Source organism: Cryobacterium fucosi (assembly GCF_004403515.1).
In the GTDB taxonomy this organism is placed as follows: Bacteria; Actinomycetota; Actinomycetes; order Actinomycetales; family Microbacteriaceae; genus Cryobacterium; species Cryobacterium fucosi.
In genome coordinates this window covers 13,712-33,303 of sequence record NZ_SOHH01000027.1, presented here as the reverse complement: position 1 = coordinate 33,303, position 19,592 = coordinate 13,712, and the positions used below count along the sequence as shown (strand labels likewise).

At 69.0% G+C, this 19,592-nt stretch carries 20 protein-coding genes, 1 tRNA gene, 1 pseudogene and 1 riboswitch; of the genes and pseudogenes, 11 read left to right on the top strand and 11 right to left on the bottom strand.

Annotated elements, in window-relative coordinates; translation table 11 throughout:
- Nucleotides 1-85: 85 nt before the first annotated feature.
- Nucleotides 86-346: a thioredoxin domain-containing protein gene (locus tag E3T48_RS02630; protein ID WP_134522319.1), complete on the bottom strand. Its 261-nt coding sequence runs from the start codon at nt 344-346 to the stop codon at nt 86-88.
- A gap of 126 nt (nt 347-472) precedes the next feature.
- Between E3T48_RS02630 and orn the strand changes: the two genes are divergently transcribed.
- The 5 genes from orn to E3T48_RS02605 all read left to right on the top strand — a co-directional run bounded on the left by orn (nt 473) and on the right by E3T48_RS02605 (nt 4,071).
- Nucleotides 473-1,093, top strand: a complete 621-nt coding sequence (gene orn, locus E3T48_RS02625) for an oligoribonuclease (RefSeq protein WP_134522318.1) — start codon at nt 473-475, stop codon at nt 1,091-1,093.
- Between the two features lie 48 nt (nt 1,094-1,141).
- Nucleotides 1,142-1,217 (top strand) — tRNA-His (locus E3T48_RS02620).
- 255 nt (nt 1,218-1,472) lie between these two features.
- On the top strand, nt 1,473-2,372 hold the full coding sequence (locus E3T48_RS02615) for an ABC transporter substrate-binding protein (RefSeq protein WP_134522317.1): 900 nt from the start codon (nt 1,473-1,475) through the stop codon (nt 2,370-2,372).
- Between the two features lie 38 nt (nt 2,373-2,410).
- Nucleotides 2,411-2,761, top strand: a complete 351-nt coding sequence (locus E3T48_RS02610) for a metallopeptidase family protein (RefSeq protein WP_134522316.1) — start codon at nt 2,411-2,413, stop codon at nt 2,759-2,761.
- Nucleotides 2,762-2,784: 23 nt separating this feature from the next.
- Nucleotides 2,785-4,071, top strand: a complete 1,287-nt coding sequence (locus tag E3T48_RS02605) for a D-alanyl-D-alanine carboxypeptidase family protein (RefSeq protein WP_134522315.1) — start codon at nt 2,785-2,787, stop codon at nt 4,069-4,071.
- 33 nt (nt 4,072-4,104) lie between these two features.
- On the opposite strand, the gene E3T48_RS02600 is transcribed toward E3T48_RS02605, so the two are convergent.
- The 5 genes from E3T48_RS02600 to E3T48_RS02580 are packed head-to-tail and all read right to left on the bottom strand — an operon-like array spanning nt 4,105 to nt 7,892.
- Nucleotides 4,105-4,365 carry a hypothetical protein gene (locus tag E3T48_RS02600; protein ID WP_134522314.1) on the bottom strand — a complete coding sequence of 87 codons (261 nt, stop codon included), beginning with the start codon at nt 4,363-4,365 and terminating at the stop codon, nt 4,105-4,107.
- 29 nt (nt 4,366-4,394) lie between these two features.
- Nucleotides 4,395-4,991, bottom strand: a complete 597-nt coding sequence (locus E3T48_RS02595; protein ID WP_241986575.1) for a nucleoside/nucleotide kinase family protein — start codon at nt 4,989-4,991, stop codon at nt 4,395-4,397.
- Nucleotides 4,978-5,760: an energy-coupling factor transporter transmembrane component T family protein gene (locus tag E3T48_RS02590; RefSeq protein WP_134522312.1), complete on the bottom strand. Its 783-nt coding sequence runs from the start codon at nt 5,758-5,760 to the stop codon at nt 4,978-4,980. The genes E3T48_RS02595 and E3T48_RS02590 overlap by 14 nt, the downstream gene beginning before the upstream one ends.
- Nucleotides 5,757-7,262, bottom strand: a complete 1,506-nt coding sequence (locus E3T48_RS02585; protein WP_134522311.1) for an ABC transporter ATP-binding protein — start codon at nt 7,260-7,262, stop codon at nt 5,757-5,759. The genes E3T48_RS02590 and E3T48_RS02585 overlap by 4 nt, the downstream gene beginning before the upstream one ends.
- A 12-nt stretch (nt 7,263-7,274) precedes the next feature.
- Nucleotides 7,275-7,892: an ECF transporter S component gene (locus E3T48_RS02580; protein ID WP_134522310.1), complete on the bottom strand. Its 618-nt coding sequence runs from the start codon at nt 7,890-7,892 to the stop codon at nt 7,275-7,277.
- A 36-nt stretch (nt 7,893-7,928) separates the two neighbouring features.
- Nucleotides 7,929-8,039, bottom strand: a riboswitch (TPP riboswitch).
- Between E3T48_RS02580 and E3T48_RS02575 the strand changes: the two genes are divergently transcribed.
- Entirely contained in the window at nt 8,038-8,289 is a 252-nt protein-coding gene (locus E3T48_RS02575; RefSeq protein ID WP_134522309.1) for a hypothetical protein, read from the top strand. (Overlaps the previous riboswitch by 2 nt.)
- Nucleotides 8,290-8,429: 140 nt before the next feature.
- Complete coding sequence (nhaA, locus tag E3T48_RS02570; RefSeq protein ID WP_134522308.1) at nt 8,430-9,776, top strand: Na+/H+ antiporter NhaA; 1,347 nt, start codon at nt 8,430-8,432, stop codon at nt 9,774-9,776.
- Nucleotides 9,777-9,835: 59 nt separating this feature from the next.
- Here nhaA and E3T48_RS02565 read toward each other — a convergent pair whose 3' ends face one another.
- Nucleotides 9,836-10,168: a hypothetical protein gene (locus E3T48_RS02565; protein WP_134522307.1), complete on the bottom strand. Its 333-nt coding sequence runs from the start codon at nt 10,166-10,168 to the stop codon at nt 9,836-9,838.
- Between the two features lie 9 nt (nt 10,169-10,177).
- Nucleotides 10,178-11,398, bottom strand: coding sequence for a DNA polymerase IV (locus E3T48_RS02560; RefSeq protein ID WP_134522306.1), 1,221 nt, complete (start codon nt 11,396-11,398; stop codon nt 10,178-10,180).
- A 119-nt stretch (nt 11,399-11,517) separates the two neighbouring features.
- On the opposite strand from E3T48_RS02560, the gene E3T48_RS02555 reads away from it, so the two are divergent.
- Nucleotides 11,518-12,078, top strand: a complete 561-nt coding sequence (locus E3T48_RS02555; RefSeq protein WP_134522305.1) for a TIGR03086 family metal-binding protein — start codon at nt 11,518-11,520, stop codon at nt 12,076-12,078.
- Nucleotides 12,079-12,237: 159 nt separating this feature from the next.
- Here E3T48_RS02555 and E3T48_RS02550 read toward each other — a convergent pair whose 3' ends face one another.
- From E3T48_RS02550 to E3T48_RS02540, 3 genes and pseudogenes are all read right to left on the bottom strand, one after another.
- Entirely contained in the window at nt 12,238-13,833 is a 1,596-nt protein-coding gene (locus E3T48_RS02550) for an ABC-F family ATP-binding cassette domain-containing protein (protein WP_134522304.1), read from the bottom strand.
- A 170-nt stretch (nt 13,834-14,003) separates the two neighbouring features.
- Nucleotides 14,004-14,231: an AzlD domain-containing protein gene (locus E3T48_RS02545; RefSeq protein ID WP_420898341.1), complete on the bottom strand. Its 228-nt coding sequence runs from the start codon at nt 14,229-14,231 to the stop codon at nt 14,004-14,006.
- Nucleotides 14,232-14,346: 115 nt separating this feature from the next.
- Nucleotides 14,347-14,454 (bottom strand): annotated as a pseudogene (locus E3T48_RS02540) (AzlC family ABC transporter permease); the annotation flags it as partial.
- A gap of 371 nt (nt 14,455-14,825) precedes the next feature.
- On the opposite strand from E3T48_RS02540, the gene E3T48_RS02535 reads away from it, so the two are divergent.
- From E3T48_RS02535 to E3T48_RS02525, 3 genes are all read left to right on the top strand, one after another.
- Nucleotides 14,826-15,665: a TIGR00645 family protein gene (locus E3T48_RS02535; protein ID WP_134522303.1), complete on the top strand. Its 840-nt coding sequence runs from the start codon at nt 14,826-14,828 to the stop codon at nt 15,663-15,665.
- Between the two features lie 125 nt (nt 15,666-15,790).
- The gene (locus E3T48_RS02530) at nt 15,791-16,063 is read left to right on the top strand and encodes a hypothetical protein (protein ID WP_134507234.1); all 273 of its coding nucleotides are present in this window, start codon (nt 15,791-15,793) and stop codon (nt 16,061-16,063) included.
- Nucleotides 16,060-19,536, top strand: a complete 3,477-nt coding sequence (locus tag E3T48_RS02525) for a DNA polymerase III subunit alpha (protein ID WP_134522302.1) — start codon at nt 16,060-16,062, stop codon at nt 19,534-19,536. Before E3T48_RS02530 ends, E3T48_RS02525 begins: the two co-directional genes overlap by 4 nt.
- Nucleotides 19,537-19,592 lie beyond the last annotated feature (56 nt).

Here is a 19,592-nt window from a genome sequence, read left to right as displayed (position 1 = left end):
GGATTAGAAGGCCGCTGCTCTATCCACTGAGCTACGGGGGCAGGGAAAGCGGTTCAACGATACAGCAGACGACCCGTCGGGTTGGTCACAGGGCCTTCGCGATCGCAACGAGCACCTGGGAGACGGTGGGCACGCCGGTCGCCCGGAACACCTCCGCACCGGCGGCGTCATGGACGATGACCGTCGGCGTGATCCGGATACCGCTGGCCTCGGCCTCCGCGGTGTCCCTGGCCACGTCCAGTTCGCGCACCCGTGCCTGGGGAACCAGGCGCTCCACCTCGGTAAGCACCGCCCTGGTCTGCCGGCACGGCTCACAGAACGCGGAAGAAAAATAGGTCAGTTCCATCAGCGGGTTCCCTTCCAGACGGTGTCGAGGCAACGCATCCGTGCCGTCGACGGTGCCGGAACCAGTCTAGGTCGGGGCCGGGTCGCTCTCCGAGGGGCGGTCGGTGGCCGCCGCTAGACTCGGCACATGACAAAAAGTAGTGACCGGTTGGTTTGGATTGACTGTGAAATGACCGGTTTGGACCTGGATTCGGACGAACTCGTGGAAATCGCGGTCGTGATCACCGACTACGACCTCAACATCATCGACCCCGGCCTCGACATCGTGATCAAGCCGAACGACTCGGCCCTTGCCAACATGGGCGACTTCGTGAGGGACATGCACACCTCCTCGGGGCTGATCACCGAGATCCCCAACGGGGTCAGCGCGGCGGAGGCCGAATTCGAGGTTCTCGAGTACGTGCTCAAGTTCATTCCGGCCGATCAGAAGGCCCCGCTGGCCGGCAATTCGATCGGCACCGACCGGGCCTTCCTCTCCAGGTACATGCCGCGCCTGGACAACCAGCTGCACTACCGCAACGTCGACGTGTCCTCGATCAAGGAACTCGCCCGCCGCTGGTACCCGCGGGTCTACTTCAACGCTCCTGCGAAGGATGGCGGACACCGCGCCCTGGCCGACATCCTGGAGTCCATCCGCGAGCTCGCCTACTACCGCCAGACGGTCTTCGTGACCGACCCCGGGCCCACCAGCGACCAGGCGAAGTCGCGCGCCGCCGAAGCCGTGTCCACTTTTAGCCCAAACGTGTAATAGAATTCTTGAGTTGCCGCTGCTTCTTCGGGAGAAGCGCAACGCATGGTGGTTGTAGCTCAGTTGGTAGAGCGTCCGGTTGTGGTCCGGAAGGTCGCGGGTTCAAGCCCCGTCAGTCACCCCAATGTCGTACGAAGCTCCACCTCGGGTGGAGCTTCTGCGTTTAAGCCTCGGGCAACCGTGCCGACCGGAGAGCGGCCAGAACACGGGCTGTCGGGGATTCCGACCGGCCTCCATCACGATCCGGTTGCCATTCCCGGCGCTGTGGCCTCCCGCAGCGCTCCCTCTCAGCTGGGCTCGTAGACTCCGGTTGAATCCTTCCGTTCCGGCTCCGCGCCGCAAACTCGACGGGTGGGGGAAAACAGACGAAGGAGTCTCCATGCGCGTGCGCTATGCAGTCCCCGCAGTCGCGGCCCTGGCTGCGCTGCTCTTGACCGGTTGCGTCAACAATTCCGCCGGTTCGCCGGGCAGCTCCACCGAGACCGCGACCGACACCGTCGTGGCTAAGGATGACAAGGCCGCCGCCTTGCTGCCGCAGGAGATCACCGCATCCGGCACCCTCATAATCGGCACGAGTCCGAACTACTCCCCCAACGAGTTCAAGGACGACTCCGGCAACCCGATCGGCTGGGGCATTGAACTGACCGATGCCATCGCCGCGAAGCTCGGCCTCACCGCCGCATACAAGGTCGCCAACTTCGACACCATCATCCCGAACATTATCGGCGGCAAGATGCACATCGGTGAGTCCTCGTTCACCGACAACGTCAAACGCGAAGAGCAGGTCGACTTCGTCAACTACTACACGGCGGGCATCCAGTGGGCATCGACCAAGGGAAAGTCCGTCGACCCCGAGAACGCCTGTGGGCTGACTGTTGCCGTGCAGGCCACCACCTACGAAGACACCGATGAGATCCCTGCGAAGAGCGATGCCTGCGTCGCGGCCGGGAAGCCGCCGATCACCAAACTCAAGTTCGACACCCAGGACGCCGCGACAAACGCCGCCATCCTCGGCCAGGCCGACGCGTTCAGCGCCGACTCGCCGGTTACCCTCTACGCGATCTCCCGCACCGGCGGCAAACTGCAGACTGCCGGGAAGACGTTCGATGTCTCGCCCTATGGCTTGGCCGTCGCCAAGGGGTCACCATTGGCCAAGGCCGTGCAGGCCGCCCTGCAATCGATGGTCGATGACGGTTCCTACGCAGCGATCCTCGACAAGTGGGGCGTTGCCGACGGCGGGCTCGACAAGATCACGATCAACGCCGCGGCGAACGGCTGAGACATCCGGGTCACCCACCGGCGTGAGATGCTGAACGGATGCTGCAGCTGGGTCACGAGGAGTTCGAGCGCCTGGTCATCGACGAGCTCGATCTCCTCCCCGACGACATGGTCGACGGCCTCGACAATGTGATCTTCGTGGTCGAGGACCGCCCGGAGAGCGGCGAGCTCGACACCCTGGGTCTCTACGATGGCGTGGCGCTGACCGAGCGCGGCCAGTACGGATTCGGCGAGATGCCCGATCGCATCGTGGTGTTCCGTGAACCGCTCCTCGAGCTGTGCGCCGATCTGGAGGACCTGCGCGATCAGGTCCACATCACCCTCGTGCATGAGATCGCACACTTCTACGGCATCGACGACGACAGGCTGCACGACCTCGGCTGGGGATGACCCGCGCTTGCTAGCCTGAACCCATGAACAGATTCCGGCCCGGCCGCTTCATCGGCATCACGGTCGGCGCTCTCGCGATCCTGCTGATCGGCGTGTACGGCCCGGCAACCCTCCTCGGCCCGCTCCCGGCCGCGACCGCCACCCGGGTGACCCCCGCGATCGACGATGCCAGCCCGTTCCCGCCCGTGCTGCCCACTCAGGGCGGCAGTGCCGTCGTCGCCCTCGACACCCCAGCTCCCGGCGCGACCACCCCGGATGCCTCGGCGATAGCCGGGACAGCGCCCATCGCCGTGGGCGGCAGCGCCGACGCACTGCCGATGGCGTCGGCCGCGAAGATCGTGACCGCACTGGTGGTCCTCGACGCGAAGCCCCTCGAGGTCGGCACGCAGGGTCCGAAAATCCCGATCACCACCGCCGATTACCAGGACTACATCGACTACGGCAACTCCGGTGCCCGCACCGTCGTCGTCTTCCCCGGCGAATTGTGGACGGAGACCGAATTGCTCCAGGCCATGGTCCTCGGCTCCAGCAACAACCACGCCGACACCCTCGCGCGTTGGGCCTTCGGCTCCATCGACGCCTACGTCGAGGCGGCCAACACCTGGCTCGCCGCGAATGGCCTCGCCGGAACCACGGTCGCCGACGCCACCGGGCTCCACGACGCGAGCGCCGGCACGGCCACCGATCTCGCCCGTCTGGCCGGGATGGCCGCGGCCGACCCGGTCATCGCGGAGCTTCTCTCGCAGCCCGCGTCGGCCCTGGTCGGCCAGCGCGGCGTTGACAACACCACCGCCTATCTGCCCGATGAGGGCATCACCGGCATTTCCCGGAGCTACACGGATGCCGCCGGAGTGTGCTTCCTCTTCACCGCCCGGGTCGGCAGTGCCGACTCGGTCTTCACCTTCTCGGGTGCGGTGATCGGCGAACCCGACTACGACACCCTGACGACGGATCTCACCGCGCTGATGGCGAGCGCCCGCGCCGGCGTCAGCGAGCTTCCGGTGCTGGCCAAGGGCGACGCCTACGTGCGGTTCAGCACCCCGTGGGGCGCCACCTCGGCCGGAACCGTGCGCGCGTCGAAGACCCGGTTCGGCTGGCAGGCCCAGGCCCCCGGTGCGGCCACGGTCACCCTGGACACCTTCTCGACAGGGCGGGCGGGGCGCACCATCGGCCGGGTGTCGGTCGAAGCCGCAGGCACCCCGGTCTCGGCGCCGCTCGTGCTCGACCGCACGATCAGCGCCCCCGGTCCGGGCTGGCGGCTGCTGAACCCGGTCCCGATGATCATCGCGCTGCTGGCGGAACGCCGCTAGCGGGCAGGACCACGCGGGCGGAGGTGCTCCCCGTCAGTCCTGTTCGTCCGTCGGCAGGTACGGGTCGCTGTCGCCGGCATCGAACCGGTAGCGCACGTGCAAGCGGCCCTGCACGTCGCGCTCGTCGACCTCGTCGTACCAGAACAGGGCTTCGATGCCCTCGACGGCGGCGAGCATGCTGATCCGGGAATCGTGCTTGCCGTGGACGAGGACGCGTGAATCGACCTGCCCCTCGAGGGGACCGTCGATGAACTCCGCCGTGTAGACGACGTTGTGGGATTCGGGGCTGGCCATGTCTCCAACCTAGTCCGGGCCGACCGGTTTCAGGCAGACCGAGGCGGGTGATTCTCCGTCGTCCCGCTGAGCCGGATCGTGGCGGCGCGCTCCGGGTCGTCCCGGCCCAGGTACGCCTCCCACTCGTCCTGCCACTCGTCCCAGTGTGAGCGGAACACGTCCCCGTCCCGCGCCAGGGCGCGGCGCTTACGGATGCCGTCGTCGGCGGCGAGCCAGATCCTGATCTCGCTGAACGGGCGGTGCGCGGCGGCGAGGGCGCCGCATCCCTCCACGATGAGCGGGCGTGCCGGATCAACCGGATGCCACTCGGCGGCCCGGGTGTTCGCCCAGTCGTAGCGCTGCCAGGCCGCGGGCAGGCCGCCGGCCCGCGGGGCGAGCACGTGCCGGGTCAGGTGGTCAATGCCGGCGGCGAGACCCTGCCAACCAGGGTAGATGTCGTCGAGCCGCACCAGGACCGGCTTCGGTTCACCGGGCCAGTCCGCCACGAGCCGGTCTGCCAGGGTGCTCTTGCCTGCCCCGCTCGGCCCGTCGATGAGCACCACAGGGGCGGACCCGGCGCCGGCCAGCGCGGCGAGGACCGGGCCGAGCAACGTTGACGGGCGCCCGGCCGGGTCAGGCGAGGACAAAGTTCCAGTTGCCCGTCGCGACCGAGACGACGACGGCCAGCAACGCCACGAGCAGTCCCATGCCGACCAGGGCATATTCCCGCCCGCCGAACGTGGACGGCCTGGCCCAGGTGCGACGGATCGGGGCACCGAAGCCCCTGGCCTCCATGGCCGTCGCCAGTTTGCTCCCGCGCCGGATGGACAACACCAGCAGTGCGAACGCCTGGCCGGCGAGCCGGCGGATGGCGCCGCCGTCGCCGATTCCCCTGGCCCGCCTGGCCAGTTCGAGGGCGCGCCAGTCGTCGATGAACAGGCCGACCAGCCTGAGGCCGGCCAGGCCGCCGAGCACGAACCGGGACGGCAGCCGCACGATCTGGGCGAGACCGTCGGCAAGGTCTGTCGGGTCGACCGTGACGAACAACACCACCGACGGGAGGCCGATCGCCAGTATCCGCAGGGTCGTGGCCACGGCCAGTTCGCTGGACCCCTGCGTCACGTGGACGAGCCCGAACGCCCAGTACACCTGCCCGGCCGCCTGCCCGTAGAGCAGGGTGGTCAGGCCGGCCATCGGCGCGGCCAGCCAGACCGGCAGGGTGCGGATCAGGAACATCCGTGCACTCAGACCGGCCCAGAAGAACAGGACAAGCTCGCACGCGAGCGCGACGAGGGCGGACACCCAGTCGATCGTGAGCATGAGCACGCCGGCCAGGAGCAGTGCCGCCGCCAGCTTCGCCACCGGGTTGACCCGGAAGATCGCCTGCTTCCCCGCGGGCACCGCGAGCACGCTCATCGGGGGGTCACCGGCTGCCGGTCGGCGACGGGGCTCGGCAGGCGGTAGTCCCGGTCGGCCACCGCCGCGACGAAGTCGCTGTCATGGGAGACAGCCAGCACCCCGGTTCCGTCGTCGATGAGTTCCAGCAGCAGCGCCACCACCTCGCGCCAGGTGCGGAAGTCCTGGCCGAAGGTCGGTTCGTCGAGGACGAGCAGGCGGGGCTGGGTTGCAAGCACCGTGCCGACCGACAGGCGTCGTTTCTCCCCGCCGGACAGGGTGAACGGATTCGCATCCGCCAGGTGGTCGAGTCTGAGCCTCTGCAGCAGGGTGTCGACGCGCCCATCGACGGCGGGCCCGCTCCGGCCGAGGGCACGCGGGCCGACCGCGAGTTCGGCGCGCACGGTGCCGGCGACGAACTGGTGCTCGGGGTCCTGGAAGACCGTGCCGACCCTGGTCAGTAGTTGGCGGGAGGTCCAGTCGATCGGTGCGGCGGCCGCGCCGTCGGCGAAGTCGGCGCTCGCCTCCAGTCGTCCGCCCGACGGTTTCAACAGCCCGGCGAGGGTGAGGGCCAGGGTCGACTTGCCCGACCCGTTCGGCCCGGTCACGGCGAGGGCGGAACCGGCCCGCACGGTGAGGTCGATATCGCCGGCGACGACGACGTTCTTCGTGCGCGCGATGGAGAGGGAATCCGCGCGTAGCAGGATGCCGTCCGCCCCGTCGCGGGCGGTGGCCCGCCGGGCCGGCATCCCGTGACCCCGTCCGGGCACCCAGACCCCGGCGGCGGAGAGCCGCTCGCCCTGGCTCGCCAGCACATCGTCCGGTCGGCCGTCCGCCAGCACTCCCCCGGCCGCATCGAGCACGATCACCCGATTCACCAGGTCCTGCCAGATGGCCACCCGGTGCTCGATCACGATGAAGGTTGCCGCCGAGTTCTCGAGCACCCGCGCCACTGCGTCGCGCACTTCGATCACCCCGTCGGGGTCGAGGTTGGCCGTCGGCTCGTCGAACAGCAGCAACCCCGGCCTCATCGCCAGAACCCCGGCCAGGGCAAGGCGTTGTTTCTGGCCCCCGGACAACGCCGACGTGGGATGACCCAGCGGCACGTTCAGTCCGACCATGGCGAGGCATTCGTGCACGCGGCGCCAAATCTCCTCACGCGGCACACCGAGGTTCTCGCAGCCGAACGCGACGTCGTCGCCGACCCGGGCGAGGATGACCTGCGAGTCCGGATCCTGCAGAAGCAGTCCGGCCTGCCCGCGGGCCGCGACCGGCTCGGCGCCGTTGACCAGCAGCCTGCCCTGCTGCTCGCCCTCATCGTCGCCGCCGAGCACGCCGGCCAGGGCGTGCAGCAGCGTCGACTTTCCCGCGCCGGACGCGCCGAGCAGCAGCACCCGTTCACCGGGGTCGATTCGCAGGTCGAGGCGGGCGACCGCCCAGTCCGTGCGGCCGGCGTGCCGCCAGCCCCAGCCCCTGGCGTCGACGGACGCGCTCCGGGGTGGGGCCGAGTTCGCGGCAGTCATGGTGTCGGCGCCCTAGTTCGAGACGCGAACCGCCCGGCCGGCGGCGAAGCGCGACAGCGCCCCCGTGCGGGCCAGACCGCGCATGGCCAGCCATGACAGCAGGCCCGCGATGACGATTCCGGAGACGACGGCGGAGAGGGTGTAGATCGTGATGAAGGGGGCCGCGGAACCCGGATACCAGAACAGCAGGTCGTTGATCGCCAGGGCGAGGCCCGCGCCGGCGCCGGCGAGCAGGGCGACGTGCAGGCGGTAGTTCGCGTAGAGGAAGATCGCGAACACCAGTTCGGCGCCGAGTCCCTGCACCGACCCGGAGATCAGGATTGTGGCGCCCCAGGCGGTGCCGCCGACGAGGGTGGAGACCACGGCAGCGAGCAGCTCGGTGTAGAGGGCCGCCCCCGGCTTGCGGATGATCAGGCCTCCCAGGACCCCGGCGAACAGCCAGCCGCCGCCGAGGAGAGCCTGCAGTCCGGGCAGGAGCGGGGTGAGCAGCCCGCTGAGCGGGTTGTAGGCCTGGTTCCAGACCACGAAGATCAAGCCGCTGGCCACACCGATGACGCTGGCGACGACGATGTCGACGACCCGCCACTTGCGTGAGACCGGCCGGGTGGGGGTGGTGGTTTCAGTGTGCACTGTTCGTGCCCTTTCCGTAGAGAAAACAGGGCACGGGTACGAGATGATCTGCCTCCCTGCGCTGGCATGATCCAGATCAGGTTCGACGGTCGAAGCTGTACGAAGCTCCCTCTCAGCCCGGTTGACCGGACTCCCGTGTTCGTAGATGAGTATAGACCGCCGTTTAGACTCGCGTGATGACGGAATTTCACGGGGCGATCGGATCCGGGCCGCCGACTCGGCCGGTCGAACGAGGGTGAGCGTCGCCGTGCCGCTGGTGCTCGCGGCGCTGCTGATCCTGCTGCTGCGCCGATTCATCCTGCGCCGGCGCCGGATCCACCGCGGCCTTCCGGTGAGCGGTCCGTGGCAGTTGCCGCCCCGCCTACGTCCGCCATGGCTCCGCCGCGGACGCGGCTGAACGCGCCGGTCGAATGGGCCGGTCGAATGGGCCGGAATTCACCGGCCGAGTCACAGTTCCGACCCCGTGTACGCTGGAAGCGGTGAGTCGGGAAGTCTGGTCGACGCCCTAGCGTCGTACCGAAAACCAGAGGATTCCACGTGACCCCCGCTTCCCCGTCCGCCCCCGCCGACGAGACCACTTCCCTGATCTTCCGCCGGAGCAGCTACCGGGAGTACCTCCACGTCGCGCAGATCCTGCGCAAGGAAACCGTGGGCGGAGCCCTGCTCCTGGCGGCGACCGTGGTCGCGCTCGTCCTCGCCAACACGCCGGCCGCCGACTTCTACTTCTCGCTACGCGACTTCGAGGTCGGGTTCGAGCCCCTGAACCTGAAGCTCAGCCTCGGCGCCTGGGCCGCCGACGGGCTGCTGGCCATCTTCTTCTTCATCGCCGGACTCGAGCTGAAACGCGAATTCGTCGCCGGCGACCTGCGCACGTTCAACCGTGCCGTCGTCCCCGTGGCGGCCGCGATCGGCGGTGTCATCACCCCGGCCCTGTTCTTCGTGGCCATCAACATCGGTGGCGGACCGGACGCGCTCCGCGGCTGGGCCGTTCCGACCGCCACCGACATCGCCTTCGCCGTCGCCGTGCTGGCCGTGATCGGCTCCCACCTGCCGAGCGCGCTCCGCATCTTCCTTCTGACGCTGGCCGTGGTCGACGATCTCCTCGCCATCGGCATCATCGCGTTCTTCTACTCCAGCGACATCCAGCCGCTGATGCTCCTCCTCGCCGTCGTGCCGCTCGCCCTCTTCGCCTACCTCACCCACAAGCACTCGAACTTCTTCGGCACGAGGACCTGGGCCGGCTGGCTCATCCTGCTGCCGATCGGGTTGCTCGTCTGGGCCCTGGTGCACGGCTCCGGAATCCATGCGACGGTCGCCGGCGTGCTGCTCGGCTTCGCCGTGCCGGTGCTGCGCAGCCGGAAGGGCGGCGGCCCCGACGCCGGCCCCGGCCTCGCCCAGACGCTCGAGCACCGCATCCGCCCCCTCTCGGCTGGTTTCGCCGTGCCCGTGTTCGCGTTCTTCTCCGCCGGGGTGAGTATCGGCGGCACCGAAGGGCTCACGAAGGCCCTGACCGACCCGATCGCCATCGGCATCGTCGTCGCCCTCGTCGTCGGGAAGCCGGTGGGCATCCTCTTCGCCACCTGGCTGGTCACCAGGACCACGAGGGCAACCCTCGACCCTGACCTGGCCTGGGTCGACGTCATCGGGGTGGCGATGCTCGCCGGCGTTGGGTTCACGGTGTCGTTGCTGATCAGCGAGCTCGGGTTCGGCCACGGCACGGTGCTGGACGACCACGCCAAGGTGGCCATCCTGACCGGGTCCTTCCTCGCTGCCCTGCTCGCGACCGTCGTGCTCCGCGCGCGAAACCGGGCCTACCGGCTGGTCGAAGCGAAGGAACGGCTCGACGGGGACCGCGATGGGGTCCCCGACGTCTTCGCCGACTGAGCCGCGCGGCCCCGGCGCTTCAGGTTCTCAGTGCTTCAGCGCCTCAGCGCTTCAGTGCCTCAGCGCTTCAGTGCACGGATGACGCGGGCGATCGCCTTGCCGGCCACCCAGACGAACGGGATGCCGACGGCGAGCAACGAGATGACATTCGGCTCGAATCGCAGCGAACCGCCCGACTTCACGTAGGCGCCGATCGGCAGCGACATTCCGCCGCCGCCTCCTCCGCTGCCCTTGCCGCTTTCGGCCGAATCGCCCTCGCCGCCGCCGAAGCCGTAGTAGACGAGGGCGACGGGCACCAGACTGATGCCGTCTACCTGGACGGGATCGCCGTAGGCGGTCTTCACACCGGCGGAACGGGATATTTCTGCGAGCTTCTCTGGCAGGCTAGTCATGCTCTCAGGCTACCCCTTGTCCGGTTTGAGCAAAGAGGCCGGGCGCACCGTGCCACGTCCGAACCTGGCGGTGACCGTGTCAACGGCCCGCTCGGCTCCGCGCCAGTCGTCGTCCGGGTCCCACAGGCCGAGGCCCTGGCCCTGCCCGTCGCCCAGCTGCTCCACCCGCACCCCGATCAGGCGCACCCGGATGCCGGAGGCCGCGAGCGTGTCGAAGCTGGTTGCGGCCTCCTCGTAGATCCTCCGGCCGACGTCGGTGGCCTCCGCGAGCGTGCGCGACCGTGTCACCGTGCTGAAGTCGGCGTAGCGCAGTTTCAACACGACGCACCGGCCGACGAGTCCGGCACCGCGAAGCCGGGCCGCCACTGCGTCGGACTGTCGCAGCAACTCGCTTCGGAGGCGGGCGACATCCGTGATGTCGTGTTCGAAGGTGACCTCGTGGCCGACGCTCTTCTCCTCGCGCTCAATGGTGACCGCGCGCGGGTCCCTCCCCCAGGCCAGGTCGTGCAGTTTGCGCCCCGACGCCTCCCCCACAGCCTTCTGCAGCACAGCAAGCGGGGTGCGGGCCACGTCGCCGATCTGCCGCAGGCCGAGCCGCAGCAGTGAGGCCTCGGTCGTCTGGCCGACCCCCCACAGAGCGCCGACGGGAAGCGGATGCAGGAAGGCGAGGGTCTTCTCCGCGGGGATCACGAGCAGCCCGTTGGGTTTGGCCCGGCCCGATGCCATCTTGGCGACGAACTTGGTCGATGCCGCGCCGACCGAGCAGGTGAGCCCCGTCTCGGCCTCCACGGTGCGCCGGATCAGCGCGCCGATCACTGCCGGCGAGCCGTGCAGCCGCCTGGCCCCGGCGACGTCGAGGAACGCCTCGTCGATGCCGAGTTGTTCGACGAGCGGCGTGATGTCGCCGAAGATGCCCATCACCCGGTCGGAGAAGTGCTTGTACCGGCTCATGTGGGGCTCGAGCACCACCGCCGAGGGGCAGCGGCGCAACGCGAGCGCCATCGGCATGGCGGAGTTGACCCCGTAACGCCGGGCGACGTAGTTCGCCGCGGTGACGACGGAACGGCCGGAGCGGTGCCCGACGATCACGGGTTTGTCGACGAGTTCAGGGTGGTCGAGCAGCTCAACGGAGGCGAAGAACGCGTCCAGGTCGACGTGGAGCAGGGTCGCGGCGCTGTCGTCGACGGATGCCGCCGAGACCGTGCGGTCGCTTCCGTCCTGCCTGCTCATGGAGCGACCCTAACCCACCCGGAGGACCTCGCGCGCCACCGGATTCCCGCCATCGAATCACTTCGTGCGGAATGCGAGCGTGCCGGACACCGTTGCACCCGACAACGAAAGGAGCACCCATGACGCACGATTGGATTGCGCTGCAGGAATTGGCCCACGACGAGTTCACCGCTCGGCTGGACCGGATCACCGAATGGGACCGGGCAACGCCCGACGCCGAGTGGACTGTGCGGGATCTCGTGCGCCACGTGGTCCTCGAGCAGCAGTGGGTTCCGCCCCTGCTCAGCGGGCTCTCCCCGCTCGAAGCGAGGCGCGCGCTCGCGCCGCTGGGCGCTGACCTGGCCGCCGAATGGCACACCTACTCAGAGGCCGCGACCGCCGCGTGGCGGGCGACGCCGCCGGATGCCCCGGTGTCGCTGTCCTACGACACCGTGACCGCCCTCGACTACCTCAGGGAGCAGGTTTCCGAGGTCACCATCCACGCCTGGGACCTGGCGCGCGCCACGGCCGCGGACGACACGCTGGACGGGGAACTTGTCGAGGCGGTCTGGACGGTCTTCGAACCGCAGCGGGACACGCTGGAGGCCAGCGGCCTCTTCGCCTCCCCCGTGCCGATCGCCGAAGACGCGCCTCTGCAGTCGCGGCTGCTCGCCCTGACCGGGCGCGACGCACGGGTCTAGTACCGCGCCCGGTGGTCGAGCCCGTCGAGACCAGGTGGTCGAGCCCGTCGAGACCAACCCCGGTGGTTCACCAGGTCAGGACGTACCGTCCGGCCGGAGCCTTCTGCGGGCAGATCCTGCGACTCACATCGCAGAGGGCACCTGCGGCCCGTCGCCGGATCAGGCCGCGCGCACCTCGATCTCGCCGGGCCCAGCGGTGTCGCCGCCGAAGACGAGGTGCCGGTTGGCGATCTTGTCGCTGAAGAAACGGTCGTGGCTGACCACGACCACGGCGCCGGGGAAATGCAGCAGCGCCCGCTCCATCACCTGGGTGCTCGACATGTCGAGGTGGTTCGTCGGTTCGTCGAGCAACAGAACGGATGCGCCGGAGAGCAGGCACTGGGCCATCGCGACGCGCGCTCGCTGGCCGCCGGACAGGTTGCCGATCTTCTGTTTGAGGTCGGCCTCGGAGAATTGGAACATCGACAGGAACCGGCCGACCGACTTCCGGGTCGCGGTGAAGGCGAGGCTGCCGGGCATCGCGTTGACGGCGTGGGTGACCGTGTCCGTGTCGTCGAGTTCGGCGAGGACCTGGTTGTAGGACACCACGGCTGTCCCGCTCGCCCAGGCGACCTCGCCGGAGTCGGCGCGTTCCTCACCCGTCAGCACTCGGAGCAGCGTGGTCTTGCCGCTGCCGTTGGCGCCGAGGACCACGATCCGGTTGCCCCGCCTGATCTCGAAGCTCAGGTTCTGGAACAGCACCTTGTCGCCGTAGGACTTGCCGAGCAGCTCGACCCGGCAGAGCATATCCTTGACGTGCAGGCCGCCGTAGATCTCGGTGATGATCTGGTCGACGGGTCGCGGCGTGCGGGCCTTCTTGATCTTCGCCAACTGGTTTCCGAGGTCCCGGGTGGCGGCCTTCGCGGCCTCCCTCCGGTCGGCGATTCCCTCGGCCTCGAACGCGAGCAGTTCTGATTCGTGCACGAATTGCTGTTCCAGGTTCTTGAGCCTGAACTGCTTCTGCACCACGTACTCGCCGAAGTTGCCTGGGTACTCGTGCAGGTGGAAGTTCTCGACCTCGATGATCCGGGTGACGACGGCGTCCAGGAACCTGCGGTCGTGGGAGACGATGATCGCGGCGCCCCGGAAGGTGCGGAACCAGGCTTCGAGCCACTCGACCCCGGCCACGTCGAGGTAGTTGGTGGGCTCGTCGAGCAGGAGCACGTCAGGGCTCTCGAGCAGGATCCTGGCCAGGGCGGCGCGGTTGCGCCAGCCGCCGGACAGCTCGTCGATCGAACAGACGCGGTGGGCCACGTCGAACCCCAGGGTGGTGAGCGCGGTGTCGATGCGCCGGGTGTAGTCCCAGCCGTCGAGCCTGTCCATGTCCTCGAACAACTCGGCCTGACGGTGGATGAGCCGGTCGAGTTCCGCGCTTCCCGACGGGTCCGCCGCGATGGCCGCGTCGATCGACGCCAGTTCGGCTTCGATGGCCTTGATCGGCGCGAAGAGCTCGTCGAGCACCTCGAGGATCGTGGATTGGCCGTTCAGCTCGGAGAACTGGGAGAAGTACCCCACCTTGAGGTCGGCGTCCAGGGTGACGGTGCCCGTGTCCGGAAGGACCTGGCCGAGGACCAGCTTCAGAATCGACGTCTTGCCGGATCCGTTCTTGCCGATCAGGCCGACCCTGTCGCCGGATTCGAGGCGGAAGAACGCCTCGCGCAGGATCTGCGCGTTTTCAAAGCGGACGCTGACGTCGTTCAGCCGGATCAGGCTCATTGCTGCCTCTCGAGGGGTGATTCAGGGGCACCCGTGGGACTCCGGTGCGGTGTCCCTGGCGGCACAGGGCCATCGACGATTCTACAAGGGCCGCACCACGGCGAGTGCTGGGAGCCTCACCGGGGCATCCGTCGTCGCTGGTCAGCCAGGCCGGAAGCGCCGCGGAGCGTCTAGGGCAGCCCCAGGAGTCGGAGCCCGGCCGCCGCGGCCGCACCCGCGATCACCACCACCAGGAACGGCGCTTTCAGCCGGAGGGCGATGGCCGCGACGATGAGCGCCCCCACCCGGGAATCGAGGCTCAGGACCTGGCCGGTCGCCACGGTGTTGGCCACCGTCAGGGAGGCCAGGAGTCCGATCGTGAGGGTGCCGGCCACCCGGATCCAGAACCACAGGCTCATGAGGCACCCGCCGTTCCCGCGCCGCCCGGCGGCCGACCAGGGGTGTCCGGGGCATCCGGGGCAGGATACGGGTCTATGTCGGGCTCCAGCCCCTCGCCCTCGGGGCCGCGTCGGTGACGCCGACCCCGGCAACCCAAAAGCCGCGCTTCTGCTCGGTCGGGTCGAATTGCCCGGTGCTCGTGGCGAGGGACTCGTCGATAGTCACCTGGGCTGCGGCGAGGCGGGCACTGACGAGAAGGCGGACGAGGATGATGACGCTCCCACCCGTTTCGTCACCGGATGCCGCCTCAACGTGGCACCCGGAGCATCCGACCGACGTTGCCCTCACCCCTCGGCCGTCTCCGGCGCGGCCGGGCCGGCCTCGCCGCGGAGCTCTCCCGTCGCATCCGCGGGCGTCCGGCGGGCGCTTGAGCACGCGCGGCTCGCTCCCTCCGCGCGTGCTCACCACTCTCGGCGCACCTTTGAGAAGCGGGCGCAGGCTAGACCGTGCGCCCGCTTCCCAAAAGGCCGCCACGAGGGCAACGAACCGCGAATCCGGCGGTGGGGGCGTCCCCGTTCAGGAGGCTCCCATCCCCGCATCCCTAAGGTTGACCGGTGACTGAAACCTCCAGCCAACCTCCTTTCCGCCAACAATCCCAGTGGGTCAGAAGCGTCGGGCTGATGATCTTCTTCAGCCGCTGGCTTCAAGCCCCCTTGTACATCGGCCTCATCGTCGCTCAGGTGATCTACGTCGTCGTCTTCATGGTCGAACTCGGCCACCTCGGCGAGGAAGTCCTGCACGGGTTCACCCACCCGGGACCCGATGGCATCGTCATCGAGGAAGCCAAGATCATGCTCGGCGTGCTCGGCCTGATCGACGTGGTCATGATCGCGAATCTCCTGATCATGGTCATCATCGGCGGCTATGAGACGTTCGTGTCCAAGATCCACATCGACGGCCACCCCGACCAGCCGGAGTGGCTCTCCCATGTCAACGCCAACGTGCTCAAGGTCAAGCTCGCCATGGCCATCGTCGGAATCTCCTCGATCCATCTGCTGAAGACCTTCATCGAGGTCGGCGACCTCGCCGCCCGCGGCTCGACCTCGACCCAGGGGCAGGAATCCATCACGGGCGAGACCTACACCTGGGACGGCGTGCTCTGGCAGGTCATCATCCACATGGTCTTCATCGTCTCGGCGATCGCCCTGGCCTGGATCGACCGGATCTCCCAGGCGGCCGGGCATGCCGCGGCCCCCGCAGCATCCGTCGTGCCGCTCGAGCCGCAGCCGCCCGCGATGGTCCTCCCCGCTCTGAGGCCGACCGGGACCGGCACAGCCGCGATCGAGCCCGGTGCCGCGGGGCATCTCCTCCAGCTGGGCCGGCTTCGCGACGCCGGCGTCGTCTCGGCGGCCGAGTTCGAGCTGAAGAAGACGGAGCTCCTCGCCCGGATCTGACCAGGGCAGCAGCCGACCCGACGGGAACCCTCAACGCCCAGTTGACGGTTCCCGTTGGCGTCTGTCCGTGGTGTGACGTACACTCCAAGAATCGAACACGTGTTCGAACCGACGGAGGGCGCCGAATGCCGCAGATCATCGATACCCAGGTCGACGTCGAGCTGTCGGCCGACGGCGACCCGCAGGCGTTCATCTGGAACCGGTTCGAGCACACCATCATCGGCCAGCCGCAGGCGGTTTTCACCCGAACCCGCTGGTGGGAGAACGACGGTGTGCCACTGCGCATCGACACCGAGCTGTGGCGGGTGGACGCGTCCCGCGGGGACGAGGAACAGCACCGCTACGATCTGCGACGCGACGTCGACGGATCGTGGGTGCTCGCCCTCGACTGGGGATGAGCTTCCCGCACCTGCACGTCGCCAGCGCGTACTCCACCCACTATGGGGTCACGATGCCGGAGGCGCTGGCAGAGCAGACGAAGGCACAAGACGGCACCTTCCTGGCGGTGACCGACCGTGACGGCCTGTACGGCGCGGTCAAGCACGTGCGTGCCTGCGTTGACGCGGGCGTGCGGCCCGGGCTCGGCGCCGACCTCGCGGTTCACGACGACGACCACCTTTCCCTCGGGCGGGTGGTCGTGCTCGCACACGGCAACACCAACGGGCGTGGGTACGCCGCGCTCTGCCGCGCCGTCAGTGCCGCCCACAACAATGCCGCCCACAACAATGCCGCGCACGGCAGCGCCGCGCACGGCAGCGCCTCGCACAGCAGCGCCGCGCACGGCAGCGCCTCGCACAGCAGCGCCGCGCACAGCAGCGCCGGCACACCCAGCATCGCCCGCTCCCGGCTGGCCGAGCTGGCGGGCCTCCGCTCGCTCACCGTTCTGCTCGGACCGGCCTCCGATGTGGGCGCCGCGACCGGGCACCGTGCCAATGAGGACGCCCGTGCCCGCCTCACCGCGTGGCTGCGGGCCATGCCGGCCGGATCCGTCACACTCGAGGTCGTCTGTCATCTGTCGGAGCCAGGCACCCCTGGCAGCGTGACGCCGGCCACCCGGATGCTCGCCCTCGCCGAACATGCGGGCCTGCCGGCCGTGCTCACCAACGCCGTGCGTTACGGCACCCCCGCGGAGGCCGTCACCGCGGACCTCGCCGACGCCGCCCGCACGCTCACCCCGCTCGCCGAGCTGGAGCAGCCGCAGACGAACGGGCAGGCGTGGCTGAAGCCGGCGCGGGCGATGCGCCAGGTGGCGCGGATGGTGGTCGACGCCGGGCTGCACGACGACGACGCCCTCGAGCTGCTGTTCCGCGACACCGAGCGCCTCGCCGAGAGGTGCGCCCTCGACCCTGTGGCCGATATCGGGCTCGGACGGTCGCGGATGCCGGAGGCGCGCATCATCGGCGTCAGCGGCGACCCGGTCGCCGAGCTCTGGAAACGGGCGCGGGCAGGGATCGACGATCTCTATCCGAGGCCGGAGGCCGGTGCGCGCCGGGGAGCCGCGTCGGCGGAGGACGCGCACGCCCGGCTCGCGCGCGAGATGAAGACGGTCGAGCATCTCGGCTTCGCCGGCTACTTCCTCACCGTGGCCCGGGTGGCGGACATCATCAGGGAGATGGGCATCCGCATCCAGGCGCGCGGTTCCGGGGTCGGCTCGGTGCTGAACTATGCGCTCCGCACCTCGTCGGTCGAGCCGCTCTCGAACGGCCTGCTCTGGGAACGTTTCCTCTCCCCGGAACGGCAGACCCTGCCCGACATCGACATCGACGTCGAATCGGCGCGCCGGCACGACATCTACCGCAAACTGTTCGAGACCTTCGGCAGCGATCGGGTCTCCCTGATGTCGATGACGAACGCCTACCGCGGCCGCGGCGCCGTGCGCGACGCCGGCCTCGCCCTCGGGATGAACCACGAGCAGGTCGCATCGATCGCCAAACAGATGTGGCGCTTCAACGCCAGGGACTTCCGCCGCGCCCTGGCCGAGAAGCCCGAGCTGGAGCCGCTCGCCGCCGAGGTGCGCGAGTCCCAGCAGCTCGACCAGCTGGTCGACCTGACCGCGAAGCTGGACCGTCTCCCCCGGCACATCTCGGTGCACCCCTGCGGGGTGGTCCTCTCCGACGCGACCCTGCTCGACCGCACCCCGGTGCAGGCGTCCGGCATAAGGCTGCCGATGTCCCAATTCGACAAACACGACATGGACCCGATGGGCCTGATCAAACTCGATATCCTCGGCGTGCGGATGCAGTCGGCCATGGCGCACGCCGTCGAGGAACACCACCGCCTCTCCGGCGAGAGCATCGACCTGGACCGGATCCCGCTCGACGACCCGGCCACCTTCGAGCTCATCCGGTCGACCAGGACGCTCGGAATCTTCCAGATCGAATCGCCCGGCCAGATGGAGCTCGTCGGCAAGCTGCAGCCCGAGGTCTTCAACGACCTGACGGTGGAGATCTCCCTGTTCCGGCCCGGCCCGATGCAGAACAACATGCCCCTGAAATACCTCCAGGCCCGGCACGGCGAGGTCATGCCCGATTACCTCCACCCGCGACTGGAACCGATCCTGCGGGAGACGAAGGGGGTCGTCATCTTCCACGAGCAGGTGATGCGGCTCTTCGACGAACTCACCGGGTGCGGCCTCGGCCGGGCGGATGTCTTCCGCCGCCACCTGGGCAAACCCGAACAGCTTCCCCGGATCGAGGAGTACGTGCGCGAACGGGCGCTGGAGCGCGGGTTCCCGCCCGCGGTCATCGACCAGGTCTGGACGGTGCTGGCCGGATTCGGCAGCTTCGGGTTCGCCAAGGCGCACGGCGCCGCATTCGCCCTGCCGACCTATCAGTCTGCCTGGCTGAAAACCCACCACCCGGCCGTGTTCCTGGCCGGTCTGCTCACCCACGCCCCCGGCATGTGGCCGAAGGACCTGATCGTGGCCGAGGCCAGGCTGCTCGGCGTGCCGGTCCTCGGTCTCGACGTGCAGCGGAGCACACTCGACTACCGGGTGGAGGAACTGGGCGACGAACGCCGTGGCATCCGTTTGGCGCTCCCCGAGCTCACCGGCGGCACCGCGGCCGAACGCGCCCGCATCGTGCGCCACCAGCCGTTCTCCTCCCTGCAGGATTTTCGCGACCGGGTGCGGCCGAGGCGAAAGACATTCGAGGCGCTCGCCCGGGTCGGGGCGCTCGACAGCTTCATCGGGTACGACCGTGCCCGCCGGCACGAGCTCCTCGCCCATGTGCAGTCGCTTCGCGGCACCGCCGTCACCATCAACGACGACCAACTGGCGTTCGAGGTGGAACTGCCGGTGCAGGGCTTCGAGGGTGCGCGCTTCGACGCGGTGACGTCCCTGGAGCTGCGCGGGCGCAGCCAGACCGACCTTGAGCTGCGGGACCTCAACCTCGCGGTGTCCGGACACCAGATGACGCGGTTCTACCCTCTCTTCGCCGAGTTGGGCGTCACCCCGGCCTCCGAGCTCGCCGGCCTGCCCGGCGGCACGGAGGTGCTCATCGCCGGGGTACGGCGTGCGACGAACACCCCGCCGATGCGGGGCGGCCGGCGGGTGGTCTTCGTCAGCCTCGACGACGGCACCGGACCCGTCTCCAACGTCGTGTTTTTCCACGATGCGCAGGAACGGATCGGCGGCCCGGTCTTCCAGACCCGTCACGTTCTCGTGCGGGGCCGCACCCGCAGATCGGGGGCGAAAGGGGTGTCCATCACCGGGGAGAACCTCTGGGACCTCACCGATGTCGCCCGTAAGGCCGCCCAGCGGCAGAAGGCCGCGGCCGCGGCGCGACACACCGACCGGGCGGACGAACTCGCGGCCGAACTGGCCGCGATCCCGGTCGACAACGTGCACCACCAGTGGCCGATCCGCGCGTAGATCCGCGGTGGAACCCGGCGCGTGACGAGGGCTCGCGCCGGCCAGGCGACCCGCCG